This is a genomic window from Streptomyces sp. NPDC088745 (assembly GCF_044751045.1).
GTDB classification, from domain to species: Bacteria; Actinomycetota; Actinomycetes; order Streptomycetales; family Streptomycetaceae; genus Streptomyces; species Streptomyces cremeus.
In genome coordinates this window covers 390,308-408,492 of record NZ_JBIVLB010000007.1, presented here as the reverse complement: position 1 = coordinate 408,492, position 18,185 = coordinate 390,308, and the positions used below count along the sequence as shown (strand labels likewise).

Sequence of the window (18,185 nt, the reverse complement as noted above, 5' to 3'; positions counted from 1 at the left end):
CGTATCTGACATCGGAGACGTCTTCCCAGTAAACCGTGACATCACCACCAGACTGGTGCCACGGAGCCGTTCTGATGAGGGGTAGGGGGGCTCCGTACCAGCCAACCCGTACGGTGAATTGGCGGGTGCCGCTGACGGCGCCTAGGGAACACGGGACAGAGTCGGTGCTGTAGTAATCATCACCCGGCTGCCAGGTACGGCCCATGGCGATCAATCGTTTTGTGACGTCTTGGAGTGCGACGCCTGTATCTGTGTACTCCGCCCCCCCTGTTCCCATCATTTCGCTCAGTGCTTCTGTGTTCGTCTCGCCCAGAATGGCTCTGCAGGTTTGCCATCCAAGAGGTGAACCCGATTGAGTGGGTGGCTGCTTATCCGTCGTGCAACTTGTTGTGAACAGCACTAGAAAGGCTGCAATCCAGCGAGGGGTGCGGCGCTGTGTTTGTTTCATGTCAGCTGACCTGTCGAACCGGATCGAGCTTTTGCTTGCCGATCATGTAGGAGCCTTCAATGTCCACGTTCAGGGCACGTTTCTCCGCTCTGGTCATGCCGACGGAATCGGCGTAGTGAGAAACAGGGATCCAGGCCTCTCTTTCTCCGAGATGCTGTTGAGCTTGGATTTTCTTGATGGCTTCCGGGTCGTTCTTGAACTCGGTGTCCTTCAGGTACTGGAGCGTGTGGGTTCCGTATGCGGTGCTCACCACCCCGGCTCCCGCTTCTAGGACCACCGGGACGGCGGTAGCGACGGCGACGCCTGCGGGTGGACCGAGAAGCAGTCCGCTTCCCACACCAGCGATGGCCGCGGCAGTGCCACTCACCGCAGACTTACGCCACTCCCCTGCCTTTTCCTTCTCGAGATTCCACTGGTCCTCGTCGTCCTTGAAGTCCTCTGCAATCTGATGCGAGCGTGCCGCATCAAGGATTCCGTGTACCTTTGTTGCGTTGTGGGCGAAGCTCACACCGGTGTCGCGGTCGCCCTCCTGTGCTGCTAGGCCGCTGGCCGCGTACACCTGCTGAGCACTGGAAAGGCTCTTGTAACCCTCTTCATCGCCAGCCACCAAGGTCATGAAATTCCGGGAGTTGGTCTCACCGAAAGCCGTCCTCGTGGAGCCGTCGCTGCTACGGGCAAAAATCTCGTCCCGACCGAGGTCGTCTCCCGAGCCACCGAAGTCCATGGTGGAGTAATTCAGGTCATCAATGTACGCCGCCCCCATCCGCCCCAAGCTGTCCATCAATGCCCCTTGCGGCTTCACCTCGGTCGTTGGGCTGTACAACTCGATGACCTTCCGCATGATGGCCGCCGTGTCCTTGTCCCGATGAAGCCCCGGCCTCGTGTCGTCCCACGGATGCCCCGTCGTCGCCGCCTCCAGGGCGTGGCCCAGTGCGTCCGGGCCGCCCTCGTGGGAGTCCTCGGAGGAGCGGTCCAGGGTGTCGGGGGCCCAGGTGAAGCCGGCGCTTGTCAGGTCGTCCAGGTGGCGGCCGGCCCTGAAGAACTCCTTGGCGGCCTCGGGGCTGTGGCCCAGGCCCTCCAGCACGCTGGTCAGCGGGTCGTAGCCCGCGCCGGTGAGGCCGGAGGGGTTGAAGCCGAAGTCGGGGTCGTCCGAGCGGCGGGGTTTGGTCTCCATGAAGAAGTCGGGGTCTTCTTTGTGGATGCGGAGGATGTCCTCCGCGATGGGGTTGATGAAGCGCGGGTCGTAGTCGCCGTAGCGCAGCAGCCCGCCCAGGATCTGGTAGCCGTACGGGCGGTCGATGCCGAGCGCGGGGGTGGGGACGGGCTGCGTGCCCAGGGCGCGGAATTCCTCGGCCCAGGAGGCGGGGAGATGCGTGCGGTTGTCGGGGTCGGTGGCGGAGGCGAGGGCCGTGCCCATGGCGCGCTGGAGGTCCTTGGCCAGGGCCAGGCGTTCGGGCTGGTCGCCGACCGTGCAGTCCAAGGACATCCGGGCGTAGAACTCCAGGGCCTGCTTCGGACTGCCCAGGCCCTGGTAGAAGGCCGTGGAGAAGTCGGAGTCCTTGGCGTTGAACGCGAGGATGCTGTTCAGCTCCGTGAACTGGGCGTCGGACAGCATCGGCCCCACCCCGGCCAACTCCAGCGCCCGTTCGGACTGTGCCGCGTCCAGTGAGCCGTACGACCGGTGGCCGAAGTTGCCGGGATCGGTGCCGTGGGACTTCCGCAGGGCGCGGGCCACCGAGGCGTCGATCTCCGCGGCGTGGGCGGCCAGCACCTTCAGCCGCCGGCTCAGCTCGATCTCGGCGGGCTTGGTCGGGTGGAGGGAGGGCGCGGCCATCCCCGGCAGGCCGGCGAGGTTCATGCCCAGCTTCGGGCCCTCCACGTCGCGGATGTGGCGTACTGCCTTCTGGAGCTTGGTGAGTTCCTGGTGGGCGTCTTCCAGGACGTGGGCGATGCTTGTCGCCTCCGTGCACGCGTCGGCGAATTCCTTCGTCGTCCTACGGATGAAGTCACGGGTGACGGTCGCGTTGACGCCGTCCCAGCGGGCGCGTTCGGAGGCGGGGAGGAGCCCCGAGCGGGCCTGGGCGGAGAGCCGTCTGAGGTGGGCCGCGGTCTGCTTCCAGTCGGCGGCCGTGCGTCCCAGCAGAGTCAGGTCGACCTCGGCCACGTCCGTGTACGTGAGGGTGCTCATCCGCCGTCGCCCCTACTTGAAGTAGGCGGAGAGGCGTGAGACGGGGACTTCGGGGGCGGCGACTCCCCGGATGGCGGTGCGGATCTTCGCGTCGTCCCGGGCGTGCGCCGCCTTCGTGTGGTCCAGGTGGTTGGAGATGTGCGCGCAGGCCTGGAGCAGGGAGCGCAGTTGGGAGGTCCAGACGTCGGCGGTCGTCTCCAGGGCGGCGCCCATCGCGAAGTGGTGGCGCCTGAGGGCCGCGGCGGTCCGGGCGGAGTGGTCCCGGGCGGCCACGTCCGCGTGTCGCAGGAGGGCTCCGTGCAGGACGTACGCCTCGTGCCCCACCGCGCCCAAGTCGTCCTGGTGGGCGATCAGGTCGGCCCGGGGGGCCGGGGCGGACTTCAGTTCGTTCCACTCGTTCCAGGCCACCGGCCGGTTCCTCCCCAGGTGTGCGTCAGCTCGACTCCTCGTACGCCAGGGCCGACCCGCGGCGCGTACGGATCAAGAAGTCTTCCACCCGGGCGTGGTCGGGGATCTCCGGAAGCGGGCTCGTGGAGAGCGCCGCCGCCGCGTCCTCGACCAGGGCGGCGAGCCGCTTCTCGACGGCTGGCCAGGGGACTTCGCCGCGTTTCACCGCGAGCAGCGGCTCGCGGGCGTCGCCCACGTCGACCGTGAGTTCACCCGTACGGAGAAGGTCCAGGCAACTGGAGAGGAGACGCAGGAGGTGCATGGCGTGCTTCCAGCGCGGGGCGCCGTACCGGCGTACGTCCGCGTCGATCTTGCGGCGCTGGCTCGCCGCGTACCCGACGAACGTGGCGTGGACCCGGCGGGAGAGGAAGGCCGTGCGGAGGGTGAGGAGCTCCTCGCCGCGCGGGTCCGTGTGGAGGGGGAGGGGGGAGTGCAGGCATTCGAGGATGTTGGGGTTGGCGCGCAGGGCGAGGTCGCAGAAGCGTTCCAGTTCCCAGGAGAACTGTTCCGGGGCGGGGCCCTCGACGTGGGCGGGGGGTTTGGTGAAGCGCCAGAAGAGCGGGGTGGGGGCGAGGTAGACGCCCCGCACGTCCGTGTCGCTGTCCTCCGTCGCCAGGCCGAACGCACGCGAGCCCATGACGCAGGAGTAGAGGGTGTGGTCGCGGACGAGGACGTGCGGTGCGGGAGGGGACGTGGTCATGCGGGAATTGTGGAGGGTCAGGAGAGGCGGATCGAGCCGTTTTCCACGGTGATGGCGCGCGGCGGGAGCGGGCTGGGCGCCGGGCCGCCCGCCACGGAGGCGTCCGCGACACGGTACTTGCTGCCGTGGCAGGGGCAGTTGATGGTGCCGCCGGTCACGTCGGCGACCGAGCAGCCCGCGTGCGTGCAGGTGGCGGAGAAGGCCTTGAAGCTGCCCGCCTCGGGCTGGGTGACCACGATCTTCTCGTCCTTGAAGACCTTGCCGCCGCCCACCGGGATGTCGGAGGTCGCCGCCAGCGGGGCCGGTTGCGGGGCCGACGGGTCGCTCGGGGCGGGCTGGTCGGCGGGGTCCTTCGCGGGCGGCGGGTCGGTGTCGCCGTCGCCGCCGTGCGTGGAGCAACCGGCGGCCGCCAGCACGGCCGCGGTCGTGGCGGCCGCCGCCAGGACCGTCCGGCGGGTCGTGGGTGCGTGCATGGGGGGACTCCCTTGGGGTGCGGGGGTGCGGGTGCGGGGGACGCTGCCTCAGGTGGGTGACGCCGAACGTGCGGAAGAAGCCAGAGTGCCGAGGCCGGCCGAAGCACAGTAAGTCCGGAGCACAGTAAGTCCGGAGCGCGGTATGTCCGGAGCACAGTGAGTACGGTGCAGCCCAGACCGCCGACGACCGGCGGCAGTCACCCCGGCAGCCCCCGGCAGCCGCTCGGGCCGGCGGGCGGGCCCCGGGCGTGCGCGGCCGGCGGCGGGGGAGCGATCGCGTCGGCGTGGGCGGCCGGAGCCGTTGTCGGTGCGGCCGACTACGCTGAACGGATCATTGGGAGCAGTCGCACCGAGGAGTACGTCGTGGCGGTACGAGCGGTCCGCGGAGCCGTCCAACTGGAGACGGACGACGCCGCGCACATGGGCGAGCGGGTCGGCGCGTTGCTGACCGCCGTCCTGGAGCGCAACGGGCTGAGCGGCGATGACCTCATCAGCATCTGGTTCACGGCCACCCCCGACCTGCACAGCGACTTCCCGGCCGCCGCCGCCCGCCACCTCGGCATCGACGCCGTCCTCGACGTCCCGCTGATCTGCGCGCAGGAGCTCGACGTCACCGGGGCCATGCCCCGTGTCGTACGGCTGCTGGCGCACGTCGAGACCGGCCTCGCCAAGCCGGACATCCAGCACGTCTACCTCGGCGCCACCGCCGCCCTGCGCAAGGACATCGCCCAATGAGGACCGCACTCGTCATCGGCACCGGCCTGATCGGCACCTCGGCCGCCCTCGCGCTCGCCGCCCGGGGCGTCACCGTCCACCTCAGCGACCACGACCCCGACCGGGCCCGCACCGCCGCGGCCCTCGGCGCCGGGACCGACGAGCCCCCCGCCGGGCCGGTCGACCTGGCGATCGTCGCCGTGCCGCCCGCGCACGTCGCCGCGACCCTGGCCGACGCCATGCGGCGCGGCGCCGCCCGCGGGTACATCGACGTTGCCAGCGTCAAGCAGGGCCCGCGCCGCGACCTGGAGGCACAGGGCTGCGACCTGAGCACGTACATCGGTACGCATCCCATGGCGGGCAAGGAGAAGTCCGGTCCGCTGGCCGGCACCGCCGACCTCTTCGAGGGCCGTCCCTGGGTGCTCACCCCCACCCGCGACAGCGACACCGAGGTCTTCAACCTGGCGCTGGAGCTGATCGCCCTGTGCCGGGCCGTGCCCGTCGTCATGGACGCCGACGCCCACGACCGCGCCGTCGCCCTCGTCTCGCACACCCCGCAACTGGTCTCCTCGCTGGTCGCCGCCCGGCTGGAGGAGGCCGACGAGACGGCGGTACGGCTGTGCGGACAGGGCATCAGGGACGTCACCCGCATCGCCGCCTCCGAACCCCGGATGTGGGTGGAGATCCTCTCCGCGAACCCGGGGCCGGTCGCCGACGTGCTCAGCTCCGTCGCCGCCGACCTGGACGAGACCGTGCGGTCGCTGCGGGCCCTGCAGTCCGCCGACCAGGACAAGCGGCAGGGCGGCGCCGAGGGTGTCGAGGACGTCCTGCGCCGGGGCAACGCCGGCCGCGTACGGGTGCCCGGCAAGCACGGCTCGGCCCCCACGGCGTACGAGACGGTCACCGTGCTCATCAGCGACCAGCCCGGGCAGCTCGCCCGGATCTTCGCCGACGCGGGAGCGGCCGGGGTCAACATCGAGGACGTACGGATCGAGCACGCGACCGGACAGCAGGCCGGCCGCGTGCAGCTCACGGTGCAGCCGTCGGCGGTGGAGGGGCTGACGCGCACGCTGACGGAGCGGGGGTGGTCGCTGCGGCCGTAGCGGGAGTCCGCCGGGTGCCGCCCGTCAGGGGTACGCCATTCAGCCGGTACCGTAGATGGTTGGCAGTGTTGCGCCCCCGTGAGGGGCGAAACCGTCCCCACCGCCCCGCTCCGTGTACCAGGAAGGTGTCCGACACCGTGGAAACCGCCGCCCGGACCGCTCCGGCCGCAGTGATCGTCGCCATCGACGGCCCCTCCGGCACGGGCAAGTCCAGCACGTCCAAGGCCGTCGCCGCCAAGCTCGGACTCAGCTACCTGGACACCGGCGCCCAGTACCGCGCGATCACCTGGTGGATGCTGACCAACAACGTCGACACCTCCGACGCCGCCGCCGTCGCCACCGCCTCGGCCAAGCCCGCCATCGTCTCCGGCACCGACCCGCTGGCCCCGACCATCACGGTCGACGGCGTGGACGCGTCCGGCCCGATCCGTACGCAGGAGGTCACCGCCGAGGTCAGCGCGGTCAGCGCCGTGCCCGAGGTGCGCACCCGGATCACCGAACTCCAGCGCGAGATCGCCCGCGGCGCCGAGGGCGGCATCGTCGTCGAGGGCCGCGACATCGGCACCACCGTCCTCCCCGAGGCCGGCCTGAAGATCTTCCTCACCGCGTCCCCCGAGGCCCGCGCGGCCCGGCGCAGCGGCGAGACCAAGGGCGCCGACGTCAACGCCACCAAGGAAGCCCTGATCAAGCGGGACGCGGCCGACTCCGGCCGCAAGACCTCCCCGCTCGCCAAGGCGGCCGACGCCATCGAGGTCGACACCACCGACCTCACCCTCGACCAGGTCATCGAGTGCGTCGTCACCCTGGTCGAGGAGAAGCGGGCCGGCAAGTGACCGACACCTCCGCACCCGGCGTCGCCACCCGCCGGGGCGCCGCCGTCGGGCGCGGCATCGGCATCGGCCTGATGTACGGCCTGTGGAAGCCGCGCGTACTGGGCGCCTGGCGGGTGCCGGCCTCCGGGCCCGTCATCCTCGCGGTGAACCACGCGCACAACATCGACGGACCGATGCTGATGGGGACCGCGCCCCGCCCGGTGCACTTCCTCATCAAGAAGGAGGCCTTCGTCGGCCCCCTCGACCCGTTCCTGCGGGGCATCGGCCAGTTGAAGGTCGACCGGTCGGGCGCCGACCGGACGGCCGTCACCGACGCGCTGGGCGTGCTGCGCGACGGCGGGGTCCTGGGGATCTTCCCCGAGGGCTCGCGCGGCGAGGGCGACTTCGCCGCGCTGCGCGCGGGCCTCGCCTACTTCGCCGTACGGTCGGGGGCGCCCATCGTCCCCGTCGCCGTGCTCGGCGGGGCGGAGCGCCAGGGACGGCTGATACGCGCACTGCCGCCGCTGCGCAGCAGGGTCGACGTCGTCTTCGGCGACGCCTTCGAGGCCGGGGACGGCAGCGGACGGCGTACCAGGAAGGCGCTGGACGAGGCCACCGTGCGCATCCAGGAACGGCTGACCGCCCACTTGGCGGGGGCCAGACGGCTCACCGGGCGTTAGGCGTTAGCGCGCCGCCCGAAGGTGGGCGAGACTTGAGTAGTGGGCCGCGGGGAAACGCGGCCCATCGATGATGAACGAGGACAGGACTTCATGAACGACCAGAACCACTCCGGCGACGAGCACGGACCCGAGCAGGCCGTGGACCACGGTGCGCTCGGCGACGCCGAGTACGCGGAGTTCATGGAGCTCGCGGCGCAGGAGGGCTTCGACCTCGAGGACATCGAGGGCGCCCTCTCCGAGGCCGCCGCCGGGCCGCTGCCCGTGCTCGCCGTCGTCGGCCGCCCCAATGTCGGCAAGTCGACCCTGGTGAACCGCATCATCGGCCGCCGCGAGGCCGTCGTGCAGGACAAGCCCGGCGTCACCCGCGACCGCGTCTCCTACGAGGCCGAGTGGGCGGGCCGCCGCTTCAAGGTGATGGACACCGGCGGCTGGGAGCAGGACGTGCTGGGGCTCGACGCCTCGGTCGCCGCCCAGGCCGAGTACGCGATCGAGACCGCCGACGCGGTCGTCTTCGTGGTGGACTCCACCGTCGGCGCCACCGACACCGACGAGGCCGTCGTACGGCTGCTGCGCAAGGCCAAGAAGCCCGTCGTGCTGTGCGCCAACAAGGTCGACGGCCTGTCCGGCGAGGCCGACGCGACCGCCCTGTGGTCGCTGGGCCTCGGCGAGCCGCACCCGGTCTCCTCCCTGCACGGCCGCGGTACGGGCGACATGCTCGACGCCGTCCTGGAGGCGCTGCCGGAAGCACCCGCGCAGACCTTCGGCAACGGCGCCGGGCTCGGCGGCCCGCGCCGCATCGCGCTCATCGGGCGTCCGAACGTCGGCAAGTCCTCGCTGCTGAACAAGGTGGCCAAGGAGGACCGCGTCGTCGTCAACGAGCTGGCCGGCACCACCCGCGACCCGGTCGACGAGCTGATCAACCTCGGCGGCACGACCTGGAAGTTCATCGACACCGCCGGCATCCGCCGCCGTGTGCACCTCCAGGAGGGCGCGGACTACTACGCCTCGCTGCGCACCGCCGCCGCCCTGGAGAAGGCCGAGGTGGCCGTCGTGCTGATCGACTCCAGCGAGTCCATCTCCGTGCAGGACCAGCGCATCGTCACGATGGCCGTCGAGGCGGGCCGTGCCCTGGTGCTCGCCTTCAACAAGTGGGACACCCTCGACGAGGAGCGCCGCTACTACCTGGAGCGCGAGATCGAGACGGAGCTCGCCCAGGTCGCCTGGGCGCCGCGCGTCAATGTCTCCGCCCTCACCGGCCGCCACATGGAGAAGCTGGTCCCGGCGATCGAGACGGCGCTGGAGGGCTGGGAGACCCGTGTTCCCACCGGCCGGCTGAACGCCTTCCTCGGTGAGCTCGTCGCCGCCCACCCGCACCCGGTCCGCGGCGGCAAGCAGCCGCGCATCCTGTTCGGGACGCAGGCGGGCGCCAAGCCGCCGCGGTTCGTGCTGTTCGCCTCGGGCTTCCTGGAGGCGGGCTACCGGCGCTTCGTGGAGCGCCGGCTGCGCGAGGAGTTCGGCTTCGAGGGAACGCCGATCCACATCTCGGTACGGGTGCGCGAGAAGCGCGGCCGCAAGAAGTAACACCTCTGCGAGGTGCTAGTAGCCCCTGCGGGGGCCGGGCGGCAGTGCGGCGGGGAAGTGGTTCCCGCTGTGCTGCCGCCCTTGGTTGTGCTGGGTGTGCAGGTTGTGCCAGGTGCTCAGGTGCGAGGGCTGGGCCGGCTGCGGGACCGGGGCGATCCGGTGGTGGGCCGGGTAGCCGCCGTGGCCGTGGTGGCCCGTTCCCAGGCCCGCGCCGAAGGCCGTGAAGCCGAGGTCCTCCTCGCCGCTGCGGTCGCCCGGCAGGGCCCGGAACGAGCGGCGGTACTCGGAGTACAGCGCGTCGTAGATCGGTGTGTACGTCGGGTAGGCCTGCGGCGTCTCCTGCGCGGGCCGCATCGAGGGGATCTGGCTCTGGTACGGGCGAGTGGGGTCGTATGAGTGCACGTACGTGCCAACGACCCCACTGCCCGACGGATGCGGGTACGCAGCGTACGGAACGGACCGGAATCGGATACGCAGCGTACGCGCGCGACCGCGCCGGGGCCGACGCCCCGGGGTGGGCTCAGGTGCCCGCGAGCGGCATCGTCGCGGCCACCAGCCGGCCGTTCGCCGCGGCCTTGTCCAGGGCGCCGCGCAGCAGGTCCTCGCGCGGCTGCCGGCCGATGGAGCCGACCGGGGCGGCCAGCACCAGGATCTTCTGCGACTTGTTCGCGGCGGCCCGCCAGCCGTCGGTGACCTGGAGCGGGCGGTGCGCCTGCCACCAGGCGACCGGTCCGCCGCCGTTGGTCCCCGGCTGCAGCACGGCGTGCAGCTGGCCGGCGGCAAGCAGCACGGACCAGCCGGGCAGCACCTCGGGGACCGCCTTCAGGTCGGCGACCGGCGTAAAGCCCTGCTCGATGAGCAGCGGCAGGAACTCGTCGCCGTCCTGCGAGCCGGGGCGGGCGACGGCGGCCGTCGGCTCGACCACCAGGGCCGGCCGCAGCTCGCCCTCGATGAGGACGAGACCGCTGGTCACGCCGAGGACGGCCTGCTCGGGCAGGGCGTCGGGGCCCCCCGCGGAGCCGTCCTGGCTCGCGGTGATGGACCGCACCGCGCCCTGGAGCTGCTCCTCGGAGACCGGGACGACCTGGGAGGGGATGCAGGTGGCGTGCGCGAAGGCGAGGACGGCGGTCTCCTCGCCGACGAACAGCACGGTGGAGGTGGCCTCCTGCCCGGAGTCGCCGGGGGTGCGGCAGGAGGTGCAGTCGTAACTGCCGGGGGCGTTCTCGCCGGCGAGCAGCCGGTCGGCTTCTTCGTCGCCGATCTCGGCGCGTACGTCGTCGCTGACGTCGAGCATGCGCGACACGGGTGGCTCCTCGAACTGGGTGCTGGCGCCGGGCGGTTCCCGGAGCGTCAAGAAGACAACGGGCGATCCGTCGCCCGGGTCACGCGGGACGGGGAACGGAATCGACTCATCCGAAGCGGGGGCGAAATCGCGGAGCGCCGGTGGGGTGAAGGACAAATGCCGATATCGGGGAATCAAGCGGGTGGCCGGATTCGGCCGTTACCCGGGGTAGAGGGCGATCGGGTATTCCCGGGCGGCACGACCGGGGGCCGGCGTCGTGGGTGTGGGGTGCGGGATGCGTCCGTGCGGGTCCCGGCCGGTCGCCCGACCGGGTGGGGCCCGGCGGTCCTCCGCGCGGCACGCGCGCGCGGGGGCCTCGCGGTGGTGGGGTGGGGCGGGTGTTGACGCCTCGATTCCGTTTCCTGTCCTGCGGCGTGCTCGGCGCGCTGCTCGCCCTCTCCCCGCTGTCCGGCGCGGCCGCCGAACCGGCGCCCGACGCGAAGGGGTTCGGGCCGTACGGCTGTGCCGCGAGCCAGTGGCCCTGGAGTTGCCTCGCCGAGTGCGAGAGCAGCGGCGACTGGGCGATCAACACCGGCAACGGCTACTACGGCGGCCTCCAGTTCGGGCAGCCCACCTGGAAGGAGCACGGCGGACCGGCGTACGCGCCGCGCGCCGACCTCGCCACCCGGGACGAGCAGATCAAGGTCGCCGAACGGGTGCTGGCCGCGCAGGGGTGGCGGGCCTGGCCGCAGTGCTCGCGGAAGTACCGGCTGGGCGACCGGCGCGTGCACATCGTGAAGAAGGGCGACACGCTGGCGTCGATCGCCGCCACGTACAAGGTCAAGGGCGGCCCGCAGGCCCTCCACCAGGCGAACAAGGACATGATCGGCCCGCGCCCCGACGCGCTGAACCCGGGAACCTGGCTGGTCGTCCCCGAGGCCTGACCGGCCCCGCGAGGGGCGGGCGGCAGGCGACCGAGCCGCTTCGCCGGGCCCCAACTGCCGTACGCGACGCGGGGGTTCCCGCTCTGCACCAAAGCGTTCCATCTCGCCCGCGCGAGGGGGCCGGGACAGTACAGTCCCCTGCGGAAGGACGACGGCGGACACCGCGAGCGGACCGCCGCAGACCGGGGGGACGCGCCGCCTCATGCACATCTCATTCCTGCTCCACAACGCGTACGCCGTCGGCGGCACCATCCGCACCACGTTCAACCTTGCCCGCGCCCTGGCCGAGCAGCACGACGTGGAGATCACCTCCGTCTTCCGGCACCGCGACGAACCCTCCCTGGGCGCCCCGGAGGGCGTCCGCCTGGCCCATCTCGTCGACCTGCGCGGGCAGAGCCCGCAGTACGACGGCGACCACCCCGACCACCGGCTGCCCGCCCGGATCTTCCCCACCGGGGACGGCCGGCACCCCCAGTACAGCCGCCTCACCGACCGGCGGATCGGCGCGCACCTGCGGGAGCTGAAGGCCGACGTCGTCGTCGGCACCCGGCCCGGGCTCAACGTGCACCTGGCCCGGCAGGCCCGCACCGACACCGTGCGCGTCGGCCAGGAGCACCTCACCCTGGACGGCCACCGCTTCCGGCTGCGGCGCGAACTGCGCTACCGCTACGCCGCGCTGGACGCCGTCACCACCGTCACGGAGGCCGACGCCGGGTCCTACCGCGAGCTGCTGAAGCACACCGGAGTGCGCGTCGAGGTGATGGCCAACAGCGTTCCGGCGGCCCGCCTGGCGCCCAGTGACGGCACCGGCAAGTGGGTGATCGCAGCCGGGCGGATCGCCCCCGGCAAGCGGTACGACCTGCTGGTGCGCGCCTTCGCCCAGGTGGTCGCCGTACGGCCGGACTGGCGGCTGCGCATCTACGGCGGCGGCGAGAGCCTTTCGGGGCTGCGCGCCCTGGTGCACGAACTGCGCCTGCACAACCACGTGCTGCTGATGGGCGTCACCGACCCGCTGGAGGCGGAGTGGCCCAAGGGGTCCCTGGCCGCCGTCACCTCCGACCTCGAAGCGTTCGGCATGACCATCGTCGAGGCGATGCGCTGCGGGCTGCCGGTCGTCTCCACGGACTGCCCGCACGGCCCGCGCGAGATCATCCGCGACGGCGTCGACGGCCGGCTGGTCCCCAGGGGAGACGCCGACGCCGTGGCCCGCGCCCTGATCGGTCTGATCGAGGACGACGGCCTGCGCCGCCGCATGGGCCGCGCCGCCCTCGTCAACGCGGCCCGCTTCGACCCCGCCCCGATCGCCGAACGGCACGCGGCGCTGTACGCCGAACTCGTCGCCCGTGGGGCCCGCACCCGCACCCGTGGCACCTTGCGCGACCTGGCGCACCGCGTGCCGGGGGCGCTGATCGACGAAGCGTTCACCCTGCGCCGCAAGGTCCTCTCCACGCTCCGGAAAGGGCGTACCGCATGAGCAGCACCCCCTCCTCCCGGCCGGTCACCGCGCAGACCGCCGTACCGGCCGCCGGCTCGCCGTGCGCCGACTGCACCGCGGACTCCGCGGGCGGCCTCACCTTCGACGTGGGCGCCGCCGCCGCACCCGACGCCGCCCTGGTGCTGCACCGGGTCGGCGGCGGCGCCCGCGACGAGGTACGGCTCCCGCTCACCCCCGTCTCCGCGGGCCGGCTGCGCGCCGTGCTGCCGAGCACCGTCGACCTCCCCGAGGGCCGCTGGGAGACCCGGGTGCACGGCGCGGGCTCCGACCTGGCGGTGCGGCCGGGGCTGCGGGACCTGCGCGCCCTGGTGGACCGCACCCCCGACCCGCGCTCCGAGGCCGTCGCCGTGCGCATCCCGTACGCCACCTCCGACGGCCGCCTCGCGGTGCGCAGTTGGCGGCGGTCGCCGCACGCCGAGGCCGGTGACATCGTTTTCGCGGACGACGGCACCGCGATCACCGTCCGGGGCCGGCTGTACGGCGCCCGGCCCGGCCCCGGCGCGGCCGTCGAGGCCCGGCTGCGCGGCGAGGGGCGCGTGCACCGCGAGCCGGTGGCGCCCGTGGCGGAGGACGGCCACGGCTTCACCTTCACGCTGCCGTGCGCGGCGCTCGCCGAGGGGCGCGACGGGACGAAGTGGGTGTGGGACCTGTGGCTGGACGCGGACGCGGCCGGGGCCGGCGGGCCGGTACGGGTGGCCCGGCTGCTGGACGACATCGCCGAGAAGCAGGGCGTGTTCAGCTACCCGGTGCTGCCGGTCGGCGACGACCCCAAGACCGTGGCCTTCCCGTACTACACCCTCGACAACGACCTCGCGGTCCAGGTCAGCACCCCCTGAACCACCGGGAGGCCGTTTCCCGGGGCATCGCGGACCGTACCTGTCCGCGAATCCTGGCAGACTCCACCGCATGTTGGAGACCTCGGCCCGGCTGCTGCGTCTGCTCTCGCTGCTCCAGGCCCACCGCGAATGGACCGGACCCGGCCTGGCGGAGCGCCTCGGCGTCACCCCGCGCACCGTGCGGCGCGACGTCGACCGGCTCCGCGAACTCGGCTACCCCGTCAACGCCAGCCCCGGCACCGGCGGCGGCTACCAGCTCGGCGTGGGCGCGCGGCTGCCGCCGCTGCTGCTCGACGACGACGAGGCGGTCGCCGTCGCGGTCGGCCTGCGCACCGCGGCCGGCCAGGGCGTCGAGGGCATCGGCGAGACCTCGGTGCGCGCCCTGGCCAAGCTGGAGCAGGTCCTGCCGGAGCGGCTGCGCCGCCGGGTGGGCGCGCTCAACGCGTTCACCGTGCCCCTGCTGCCGGGGCGCCGGTCCGCCGCCGTCGACCCCGGTGTGCTCACCGAACTCGCCACCGCCTGCCGGGACTGCGAGCGGCTGCGCTTCGAGTACCGCGACCACGCGGGCAATTCCACCCGGCGCACCGTCGAGCCGCACCGCCTGGTGTGCACCGACCGCCGCTGGTACCTGGTGGCCTGGGACGTGGACCGGGCCGACTGGCGTACGTTCCGCGCCGACCGGATCACCCCCAGCCCGCCGCACGGACCGCGCTTCGAGCCCCGTGAGGCCCCGGCCGACGACCTCGCCGCGTACGTCTCGCGGGGGATCTCCACGGCGGCGTACCCGGCGACCGCCGTTCTGCGCCTGTTCGTCCCGGTGGACCGGGCGCGCGAGGCCGTGGGGCCGGAGGACGGCGTACTGGAGGCCGAAGGACCGGACACCTGCCTGCTGCGCACCGGGGCGCACTCCATGGACGTCCTGGTGATCCATGTGCTGCTGATGGGGCTGGAGTTCGAGGTGGTGGAGCCGGCGGAGCTGACGAGCCGGATCACTGCGGCCCGTGATCTCCTCGCAAACGCTCTGGATCGAGGGGAGCGGGGTCCGTCTGCGACAGCCGCTGGAGCTCGGCGATCTCCGGATGGTGCAGGTCGAACGCCGGGGACTCCGAACGGATCTTCGGCAGGGTGACGAAGTTGTGCCGGGGCGGCGGGCTGGACGTCGCCCACTCCAGCGAGCGCCCGAAGCCCCAGGGGTCGTCCAGGCCGGCCTTCGCGCCGTACTTCGCGGTCTTCCAGACGTTGTGCAGGAACGGCAGCGTGGACAGGCCCAGCAGGAACGAGCCGCCGGTGGAGAGCATGTTCAGCACGGTGAACCCGTCGGCGGCCAGGTAGTCCGCGTAACGGCGGGGCATGCCCTCCGCGCCCAGCCAGTGCTGCACCAGGAACGTGGCGTGGAAGCCGACGAACAGCGTCCAGAAGTGGATCTTGCCCAGCCGTTCGTCGAGCAGCTTGCCGGTGAACTTCGGCCACCAGAAGTAGAAGCCCGCGAACATCGCGAACACCACCGTGCCGAACACCACGTAGTGGAAGTGCGCCACGACGAAGTAGGTGTCCGTGACGTGGAAGTCCAGTGGGGGCGACGCCAGCAGCACTCCGGTCAGCCCGCCGAACAGGAAGGTGACCAGGAAGCCGACGGACCACAGCATCGGCGTCTCGAAGGACAGCGAGCCCTTGAGCATCGTGCCCGTCCAGTTGAAGAACTTCACCCCGGTCGGCACCGCGATCAGGAACGACATGAAGGAGAAGAACGGCAGCAGCACCGCGCCGGTGGCGAACATGTGGTGCGCCCACACCACCAGCGAGAGGCCGGTGATGGCCATCGTCGCGCCGATCAGCATCACGTATCCGAAGATCGGTTTCCGGGAGAAGACCGGGATGATCTCCGTGATGATGCCGAAGAAGGGCAGCGCGATGATGTAGACCTCCGGGTGGCCGAAGAACCAGAACAGGTGCTGCCAGAGCAGCGTCCCGCCGTTCTCCGGCGCGAACACCGTCGAGCCGAACCGCCGGTCCGACTCCAGCACCAGCAGGGCCGCCGCGAGCACCGGGAAGGCCACCAGGATCAGGATCGAGGTGAACAGCACGTTCCAGGTGAAGATCGGCATCCGGAACATCGTCATGCCCGGCGCGCGCATCCCGATGATGGTCGTCAGGAAGTTCACCGCGCCCAGGATCGTGCCGAAGCCGGACAGGGCGAGCCCCATGATCCACAGGTCGGCCCCCGTGCCCGGTGAGCGCGTCAGACTGCTGAGCGGGGTGTAGGACGTCCAGCCGAAGTCGGCCGGACCGGTGGTCACGAGCAGTGACCCGAGCACGATCAGCCCGCCGAAGAGGAACAGCCAGTACGAGAACATGTTCAGCCGGGGGAACGCCACATCGGGCGAGCCGATCTGGAGCGGCATGATCGCGTTGGCGAACCCGGCGAAGGTCGGCGTCGCGAACAGCAGCAGCATGATCGTGCCGTGCATCGTGAACGCCTGGTTGTACTGCTCGTTCGACATGATCTGCATGCCCGGCCTGGCCAGCTCGGCGCGCATCAGCAGCGCCATCAGCCCGGCGACCAGGAAGAAGCCGAACGAGGTGATCAGGTAGAGGTGCCCGATCTTCTTGTGGTCGGTGGTGGTCAGCCAGTCCACGACCACCCGCCCCGGCCGCCCCTGCCGTGCCGGTGGAGCGGCAGGCGCCTGCACGGTCTCCGTACCCATCGTGCCCCCTCGCGTCAGCGGACCGGGCCCCGCCCGAGACATGATGCGCGCGCGGCCCGCGCTCCGACAGGGGGCGTACGCGACGGGATCGCCGGAGGAGGCGGTGAGTTAATACGGAATAAAGGATTCCGCGGCTTTGCCAACGCCGCGCTTATCCGCGGCCTACGCCGCTTCATAACCCCGACGACAGCCCTGGCCTGCGGTTCGATTCTTTTTCGGACGGAATTCGAAGAAAGCGTCGAACGTGTCCATTCCCCGGCCAATGTGCGGCGAGTCGGCGGGGAATGCGCCCCATCGAGTGAAAGCGGCGCGGACAAACTTTTGTCGTGATCTTGTGACACAAGCGTGACCGGGGAGGTATCGGGCCCTACGGTGGCCCCATGGCACCTCTACCGACACCTCCCGCCCAGCCCGACGACAACCCCGACACCTATGTGGGCCTCGCCCCGGAGGACGCCGAGCGCGCCGCCGCCGAACGCGGCTGGAGCACCGTCAGGACGCTTCCGCCGGGCTCCGTCATCACCATGGAGTTCCTGCACGGGCGGCTGAACTTCGAGGCCGAGGACGGCCGCGTGACCCGCTGCTGGATCGGCTGACCCGCCCGGCGGGCCCCCTCCGGCCGGGGCGGTCGGGCAGCCGCCCGGCGGCCCTCCGTCGGCCGTCCCGGCCCCGGCGGGACGGCGAAGGCCCCGTACCGCGCGATGCGGTACGGGGCCTTCCCTGTGCGTGCGTCGGGGACGCGGGGCGGCGCGCTCAGCGCGCCGGGTGGGGGGCGTGCGCCCCGTTGCCCCCGCGGGCCTGCGGCGGCCTGCGGCTGCCCACCGGGGTGACCGGCGCGCGCTCCGGGCGGGACGTGTGCGGCCGGGGCGCGAGGTGCGCCGGGGCCGGCAGGTGCTGGGCGGGACGGGTGCTCGCGTACCGGCCGCCGCCCGCGCCCACCGCCTCGCGGGCCGCGGCGGCGTCGGAGAGGGGCCGTATCGAGGGAACCACCACCGGGGAGACCGGCTCGACCGAGCCGGGCACGGCCGGGGCGGGCGCGCGGCGCGCACGCCAGCGGTCGCGCAGCTCGAAGAGGTACGCCTCGGCGCGGCCGATCGTCGGCTCCACCCAGGGCAGCGCCAGCAGGATCAGCAGGCCCGCGGCCCAGCCGAGCAGGACGTCGCTCAGCCAGTGCGTGCCCAGGTACACCGTGGTCGCCCCGACGCTCAGGGCGACCGTCGCGGAGATCACCGACAGCCAGCGCCTGGCCCGCGGGGTGGTCGCCAGATACGCCAGGATTCCCCAGGTCACGACGGCGTTGGCGGTGTGCCCCGAAGGGAATATATCGCCGCCCAGGAACAGCTCGGCCGAGCCGATCTCGGTGGCGTAGTGCGGACCGAGCCGGCCGAGGCCCACCTTCACCGCGCCCACCGTGATGTTCAGCAGGAGCAGGGAGGCGGCCATGACCAGCAGCGGACGCAGCGTGTGCTGCCGCCAGGAGCGCCAGCCCAGCCAGGCCGCGATCATCACGGCGGTCGGACCGCGCTGGCCGAGCACCACGAAGTAGTCGAGGAACGCGTGCACCTCGGGCCACTGCTCGTACGGCCGGAAGAGCATGACCTTCCAGTCGAGCAGCACGAGCCAGGACGAGACCAGGACGAGCCAGACGATGGCGATGTAGAACGCCACCGTCGACCCGAAGAGAACCTTGCGGGTCCGGCTCATGCCGGGCACCGCAATCTCCGGGGGCTCGGGTTCCCGGTCCAGCCGGGCAAAGATTCTGTCGATACGCACCCAA

17 protein-coding genes and 1 pseudogene are annotated in these 18,185 nt (G+C 71.8%); 10 read left to right on the top strand and 8 right to left on the bottom strand.

Annotation, left to right across the window (positions count from 1 at the left end; all coding sequences use genetic code 11):
- Positions 1-449: 449 nt before the first annotated feature.
- The 4 genes from ACIP93_RS21395 to ACIP93_RS21380 are packed head-to-tail and all read right to left on the bottom strand — an operon-like array spanning position 450 to position 4,256.
- Positions 450-2,612 carry a hypothetical protein gene (locus ACIP93_RS21395; RefSeq protein WP_401760981.1) on the bottom strand — a complete coding sequence of 721 codons (2,163 nt, stop codon included), beginning with the start codon at positions 2,610-2,612 and terminating at the stop codon, positions 450-452.
- Positions 2,613-2,648: 36 nt separating this feature from the next.
- On the bottom strand, positions 2,649-3,044 hold the full coding sequence (locus tag ACIP93_RS21390) for a hypothetical protein (RefSeq protein ID WP_401760979.1): 396 nt from the start codon (positions 3,042-3,044) through the stop codon (positions 2,649-2,651).
- A gap of 25 nt (positions 3,045-3,069) precedes the next feature.
- Positions 3,070-3,783 (bottom strand): DNA polymerase beta superfamily protein, encoded by a 714-nt coding sequence (locus tag ACIP93_RS21385; RefSeq protein WP_401760978.1) that lies wholly within the window; start codon positions 3,781-3,783, stop codon positions 3,070-3,072.
- Between the two features lie 17 nt (positions 3,784-3,800).
- Positions 3,801-4,256, bottom strand: a complete 456-nt coding sequence (locus ACIP93_RS21380; RefSeq protein WP_401760976.1) for a Rieske (2Fe-2S) protein — start codon at positions 4,254-4,256, stop codon at positions 3,801-3,803.
- Positions 4,257-4,619: 363 nt separating this feature from the next.
- On the opposite strand from ACIP93_RS21380, the gene aroH reads away from it, so the two are divergent.
- From aroH to der, 5 genes are all read left to right on the top strand, one after another.
- Positions 4,620-4,991, top strand: coding sequence for a chorismate mutase (gene aroH, locus ACIP93_RS21375; protein ID WP_401761038.1), 372 nt, complete (start codon positions 4,620-4,622; stop codon positions 4,989-4,991).
- Entirely contained in the window at positions 4,988-6,073 is a 1,086-nt protein-coding gene (locus tag ACIP93_RS21370) for a prephenate dehydrogenase (protein ID WP_345224428.1), read from the top strand. Before aroH ends, ACIP93_RS21370 begins: the two co-directional genes overlap by 4 nt.
- Before the next feature lie 125 nt (positions 6,074-6,198).
- Entirely contained in the window at positions 6,199-6,906 is a 708-nt protein-coding gene (gene cmk / locus ACIP93_RS21365) for a (d)CMP kinase (protein WP_401760975.1), read from the top strand.
- A complete protein-coding gene (locus tag ACIP93_RS21360) occupies positions 6,903-7,565 on the top strand; it encodes a lysophospholipid acyltransferase family protein (RefSeq protein WP_401760974.1) in 663 nt (220 codons plus the stop codon). The genes cmk and ACIP93_RS21360 overlap by 4 nt, the downstream gene beginning before the upstream one ends.
- Before the next feature lie 90 nt (positions 7,566-7,655).
- Positions 7,656-9,146: a ribosome biogenesis GTPase Der gene (gene der, locus ACIP93_RS21355; RefSeq protein ID WP_345224434.1), complete on the top strand. Its 1,491-nt coding sequence runs from the start codon at positions 7,656-7,658 to the stop codon at positions 9,144-9,146.
- Between the two features lie 15 nt (positions 9,147-9,161).
- On the opposite strand, the gene ACIP93_RS21350 is transcribed toward der, so the two are convergent.
- Both ACIP93_RS21350 and ACIP93_RS21345 read right to left on the bottom strand, forming a co-directional pair.
- Positions 9,162-9,548, bottom strand: a complete 387-nt coding sequence (locus ACIP93_RS21350) for a hypothetical protein (RefSeq protein ID WP_345224437.1) — start codon at positions 9,546-9,548, stop codon at positions 9,162-9,164.
- A gap of 118 nt (positions 9,549-9,666) precedes the next feature.
- On the bottom strand, positions 9,667-10,449 hold the full coding sequence (locus ACIP93_RS21345; RefSeq protein WP_380837828.1) for a hypothetical protein: 783 nt from the start codon (positions 10,447-10,449) through the stop codon (positions 9,667-9,669).
- Between the two features lie 377 nt (positions 10,450-10,826).
- Between ACIP93_RS21345 and ACIP93_RS21340 the strand changes: the two genes are divergently transcribed.
- The 4 genes from ACIP93_RS21340 (at position 10,827) to ACIP93_RS21325 (ending at position 14,832) form a co-directional block, all read left to right on the top strand.
- Complete coding sequence (locus tag ACIP93_RS21340) at positions 10,827-11,372, top strand: transglycosylase family protein (protein ID WP_401760972.1); 546 nt, start codon at positions 10,827-10,829, stop codon at positions 11,370-11,372.
- A gap of 202 nt (positions 11,373-11,574) precedes the next feature.
- Positions 11,575-12,846: a glycosyltransferase gene (locus ACIP93_RS21335; RefSeq protein WP_345224441.1), complete on the top strand. Its 1,272-nt coding sequence runs from the start codon at positions 11,575-11,577 to the stop codon at positions 12,844-12,846.
- Complete coding sequence (locus ACIP93_RS21330; protein WP_401760970.1) at positions 12,843-13,703, top strand: hypothetical protein; 861 nt, start codon at positions 12,843-12,845, stop codon at positions 13,701-13,703. Before ACIP93_RS21335 ends, ACIP93_RS21330 begins: the two co-directional genes overlap by 4 nt.
- 70 nt (positions 13,704-13,773) lie before the next feature.
- Positions 13,774-14,832, top strand: a complete 1,059-nt coding sequence (locus ACIP93_RS21325) for a helix-turn-helix transcriptional regulator (RefSeq protein WP_401760968.1) — start codon at positions 13,774-13,776, stop codon at positions 14,830-14,832.
- Here ACIP93_RS21325 and ctaD read toward each other — a convergent pair.
- Positions 14,770-16,408: pseudogene (gene ctaD / locus ACIP93_RS21320) on the bottom strand (cytochrome c oxidase subunit I); the annotation flags it as partial. The gene ACIP93_RS21325 and the pseudogene ctaD sit on opposite strands and share 63 nt — an antisense overlap.
- A 380-nt stretch (positions 16,409-16,788) precedes the next feature.
- Between ctaD and ACIP93_RS21315 the strand changes: the two are divergent.
- Positions 16,789-17,004, top strand: coding sequence for an I78 family peptidase inhibitor (locus ACIP93_RS21315; protein ID WP_345224447.1), 216 nt, complete (start codon positions 16,789-16,791; stop codon positions 17,002-17,004).
- Between the two features lie 157 nt (positions 17,005-17,161).
- Here the strand turns inward: ACIP93_RS21315 and ACIP93_RS21310 are convergent, their stop codons facing one another.
- Entirely contained in the window at positions 17,162-18,181 is a 1,020-nt protein-coding gene (locus tag ACIP93_RS21310) for a phosphatase PAP2 family protein (protein WP_401760966.1), read from the bottom strand.
- Positions 18,182-18,185 lie beyond the last annotated feature (4 nt).

Bases quoted from the DNA above. Each gene is read 5' to 3' on its own strand.
- ACIP93_RS21335 (WP_345224441.1), top strand. From the start codon at position 11,575: ATGCACATCTCATTCCTGCTCCACAACGCGTACGCCGTCGGCGGCACC.
- ACIP93_RS21315 (WP_345224447.1), top strand. From the start codon at position 16,789: ATGGCACCTCTACCGACACCTCCCGCCCAGCCCGACGACAACCCCGAC.
- ACIP93_RS21380 (WP_401760976.1), bottom strand. From the start codon at position 4,256: ATGCACGCACCCACGACCCGCCGGACGGTCCTGGCGGCGGCCGCCACG.
- ACIP93_RS21385 (WP_401760978.1), bottom strand. From the start codon at position 3,783: ATGACCACGTCCCCTCCCGCACCGCACGTCCTCGTCCGCGACCACACC.
- ACIP93_RS21370 (WP_345224428.1), top strand. From the start codon at position 4,988: ATGAGGACCGCACTCGTCATCGGCACCGGCCTGATCGGCACCTCGGCC.
- ACIP93_RS21325 (WP_401760968.1), top strand. From the start codon at position 13,774: ATGTTGGAGACCTCGGCCCGGCTGCTGCGTCTGCTCTCGCTGCTCCAG.
- ACIP93_RS21330 (WP_401760970.1), top strand. From the start codon at position 12,843: ATGAGCAGCACCCCCTCCTCCCGGCCGGTCACCGCGCAGACCGCCGTA.
- der (WP_345224434.1), top strand. From the start codon at position 7,656: ATGAACGACCAGAACCACTCCGGCGACGAGCACGGACCCGAGCAGGCC.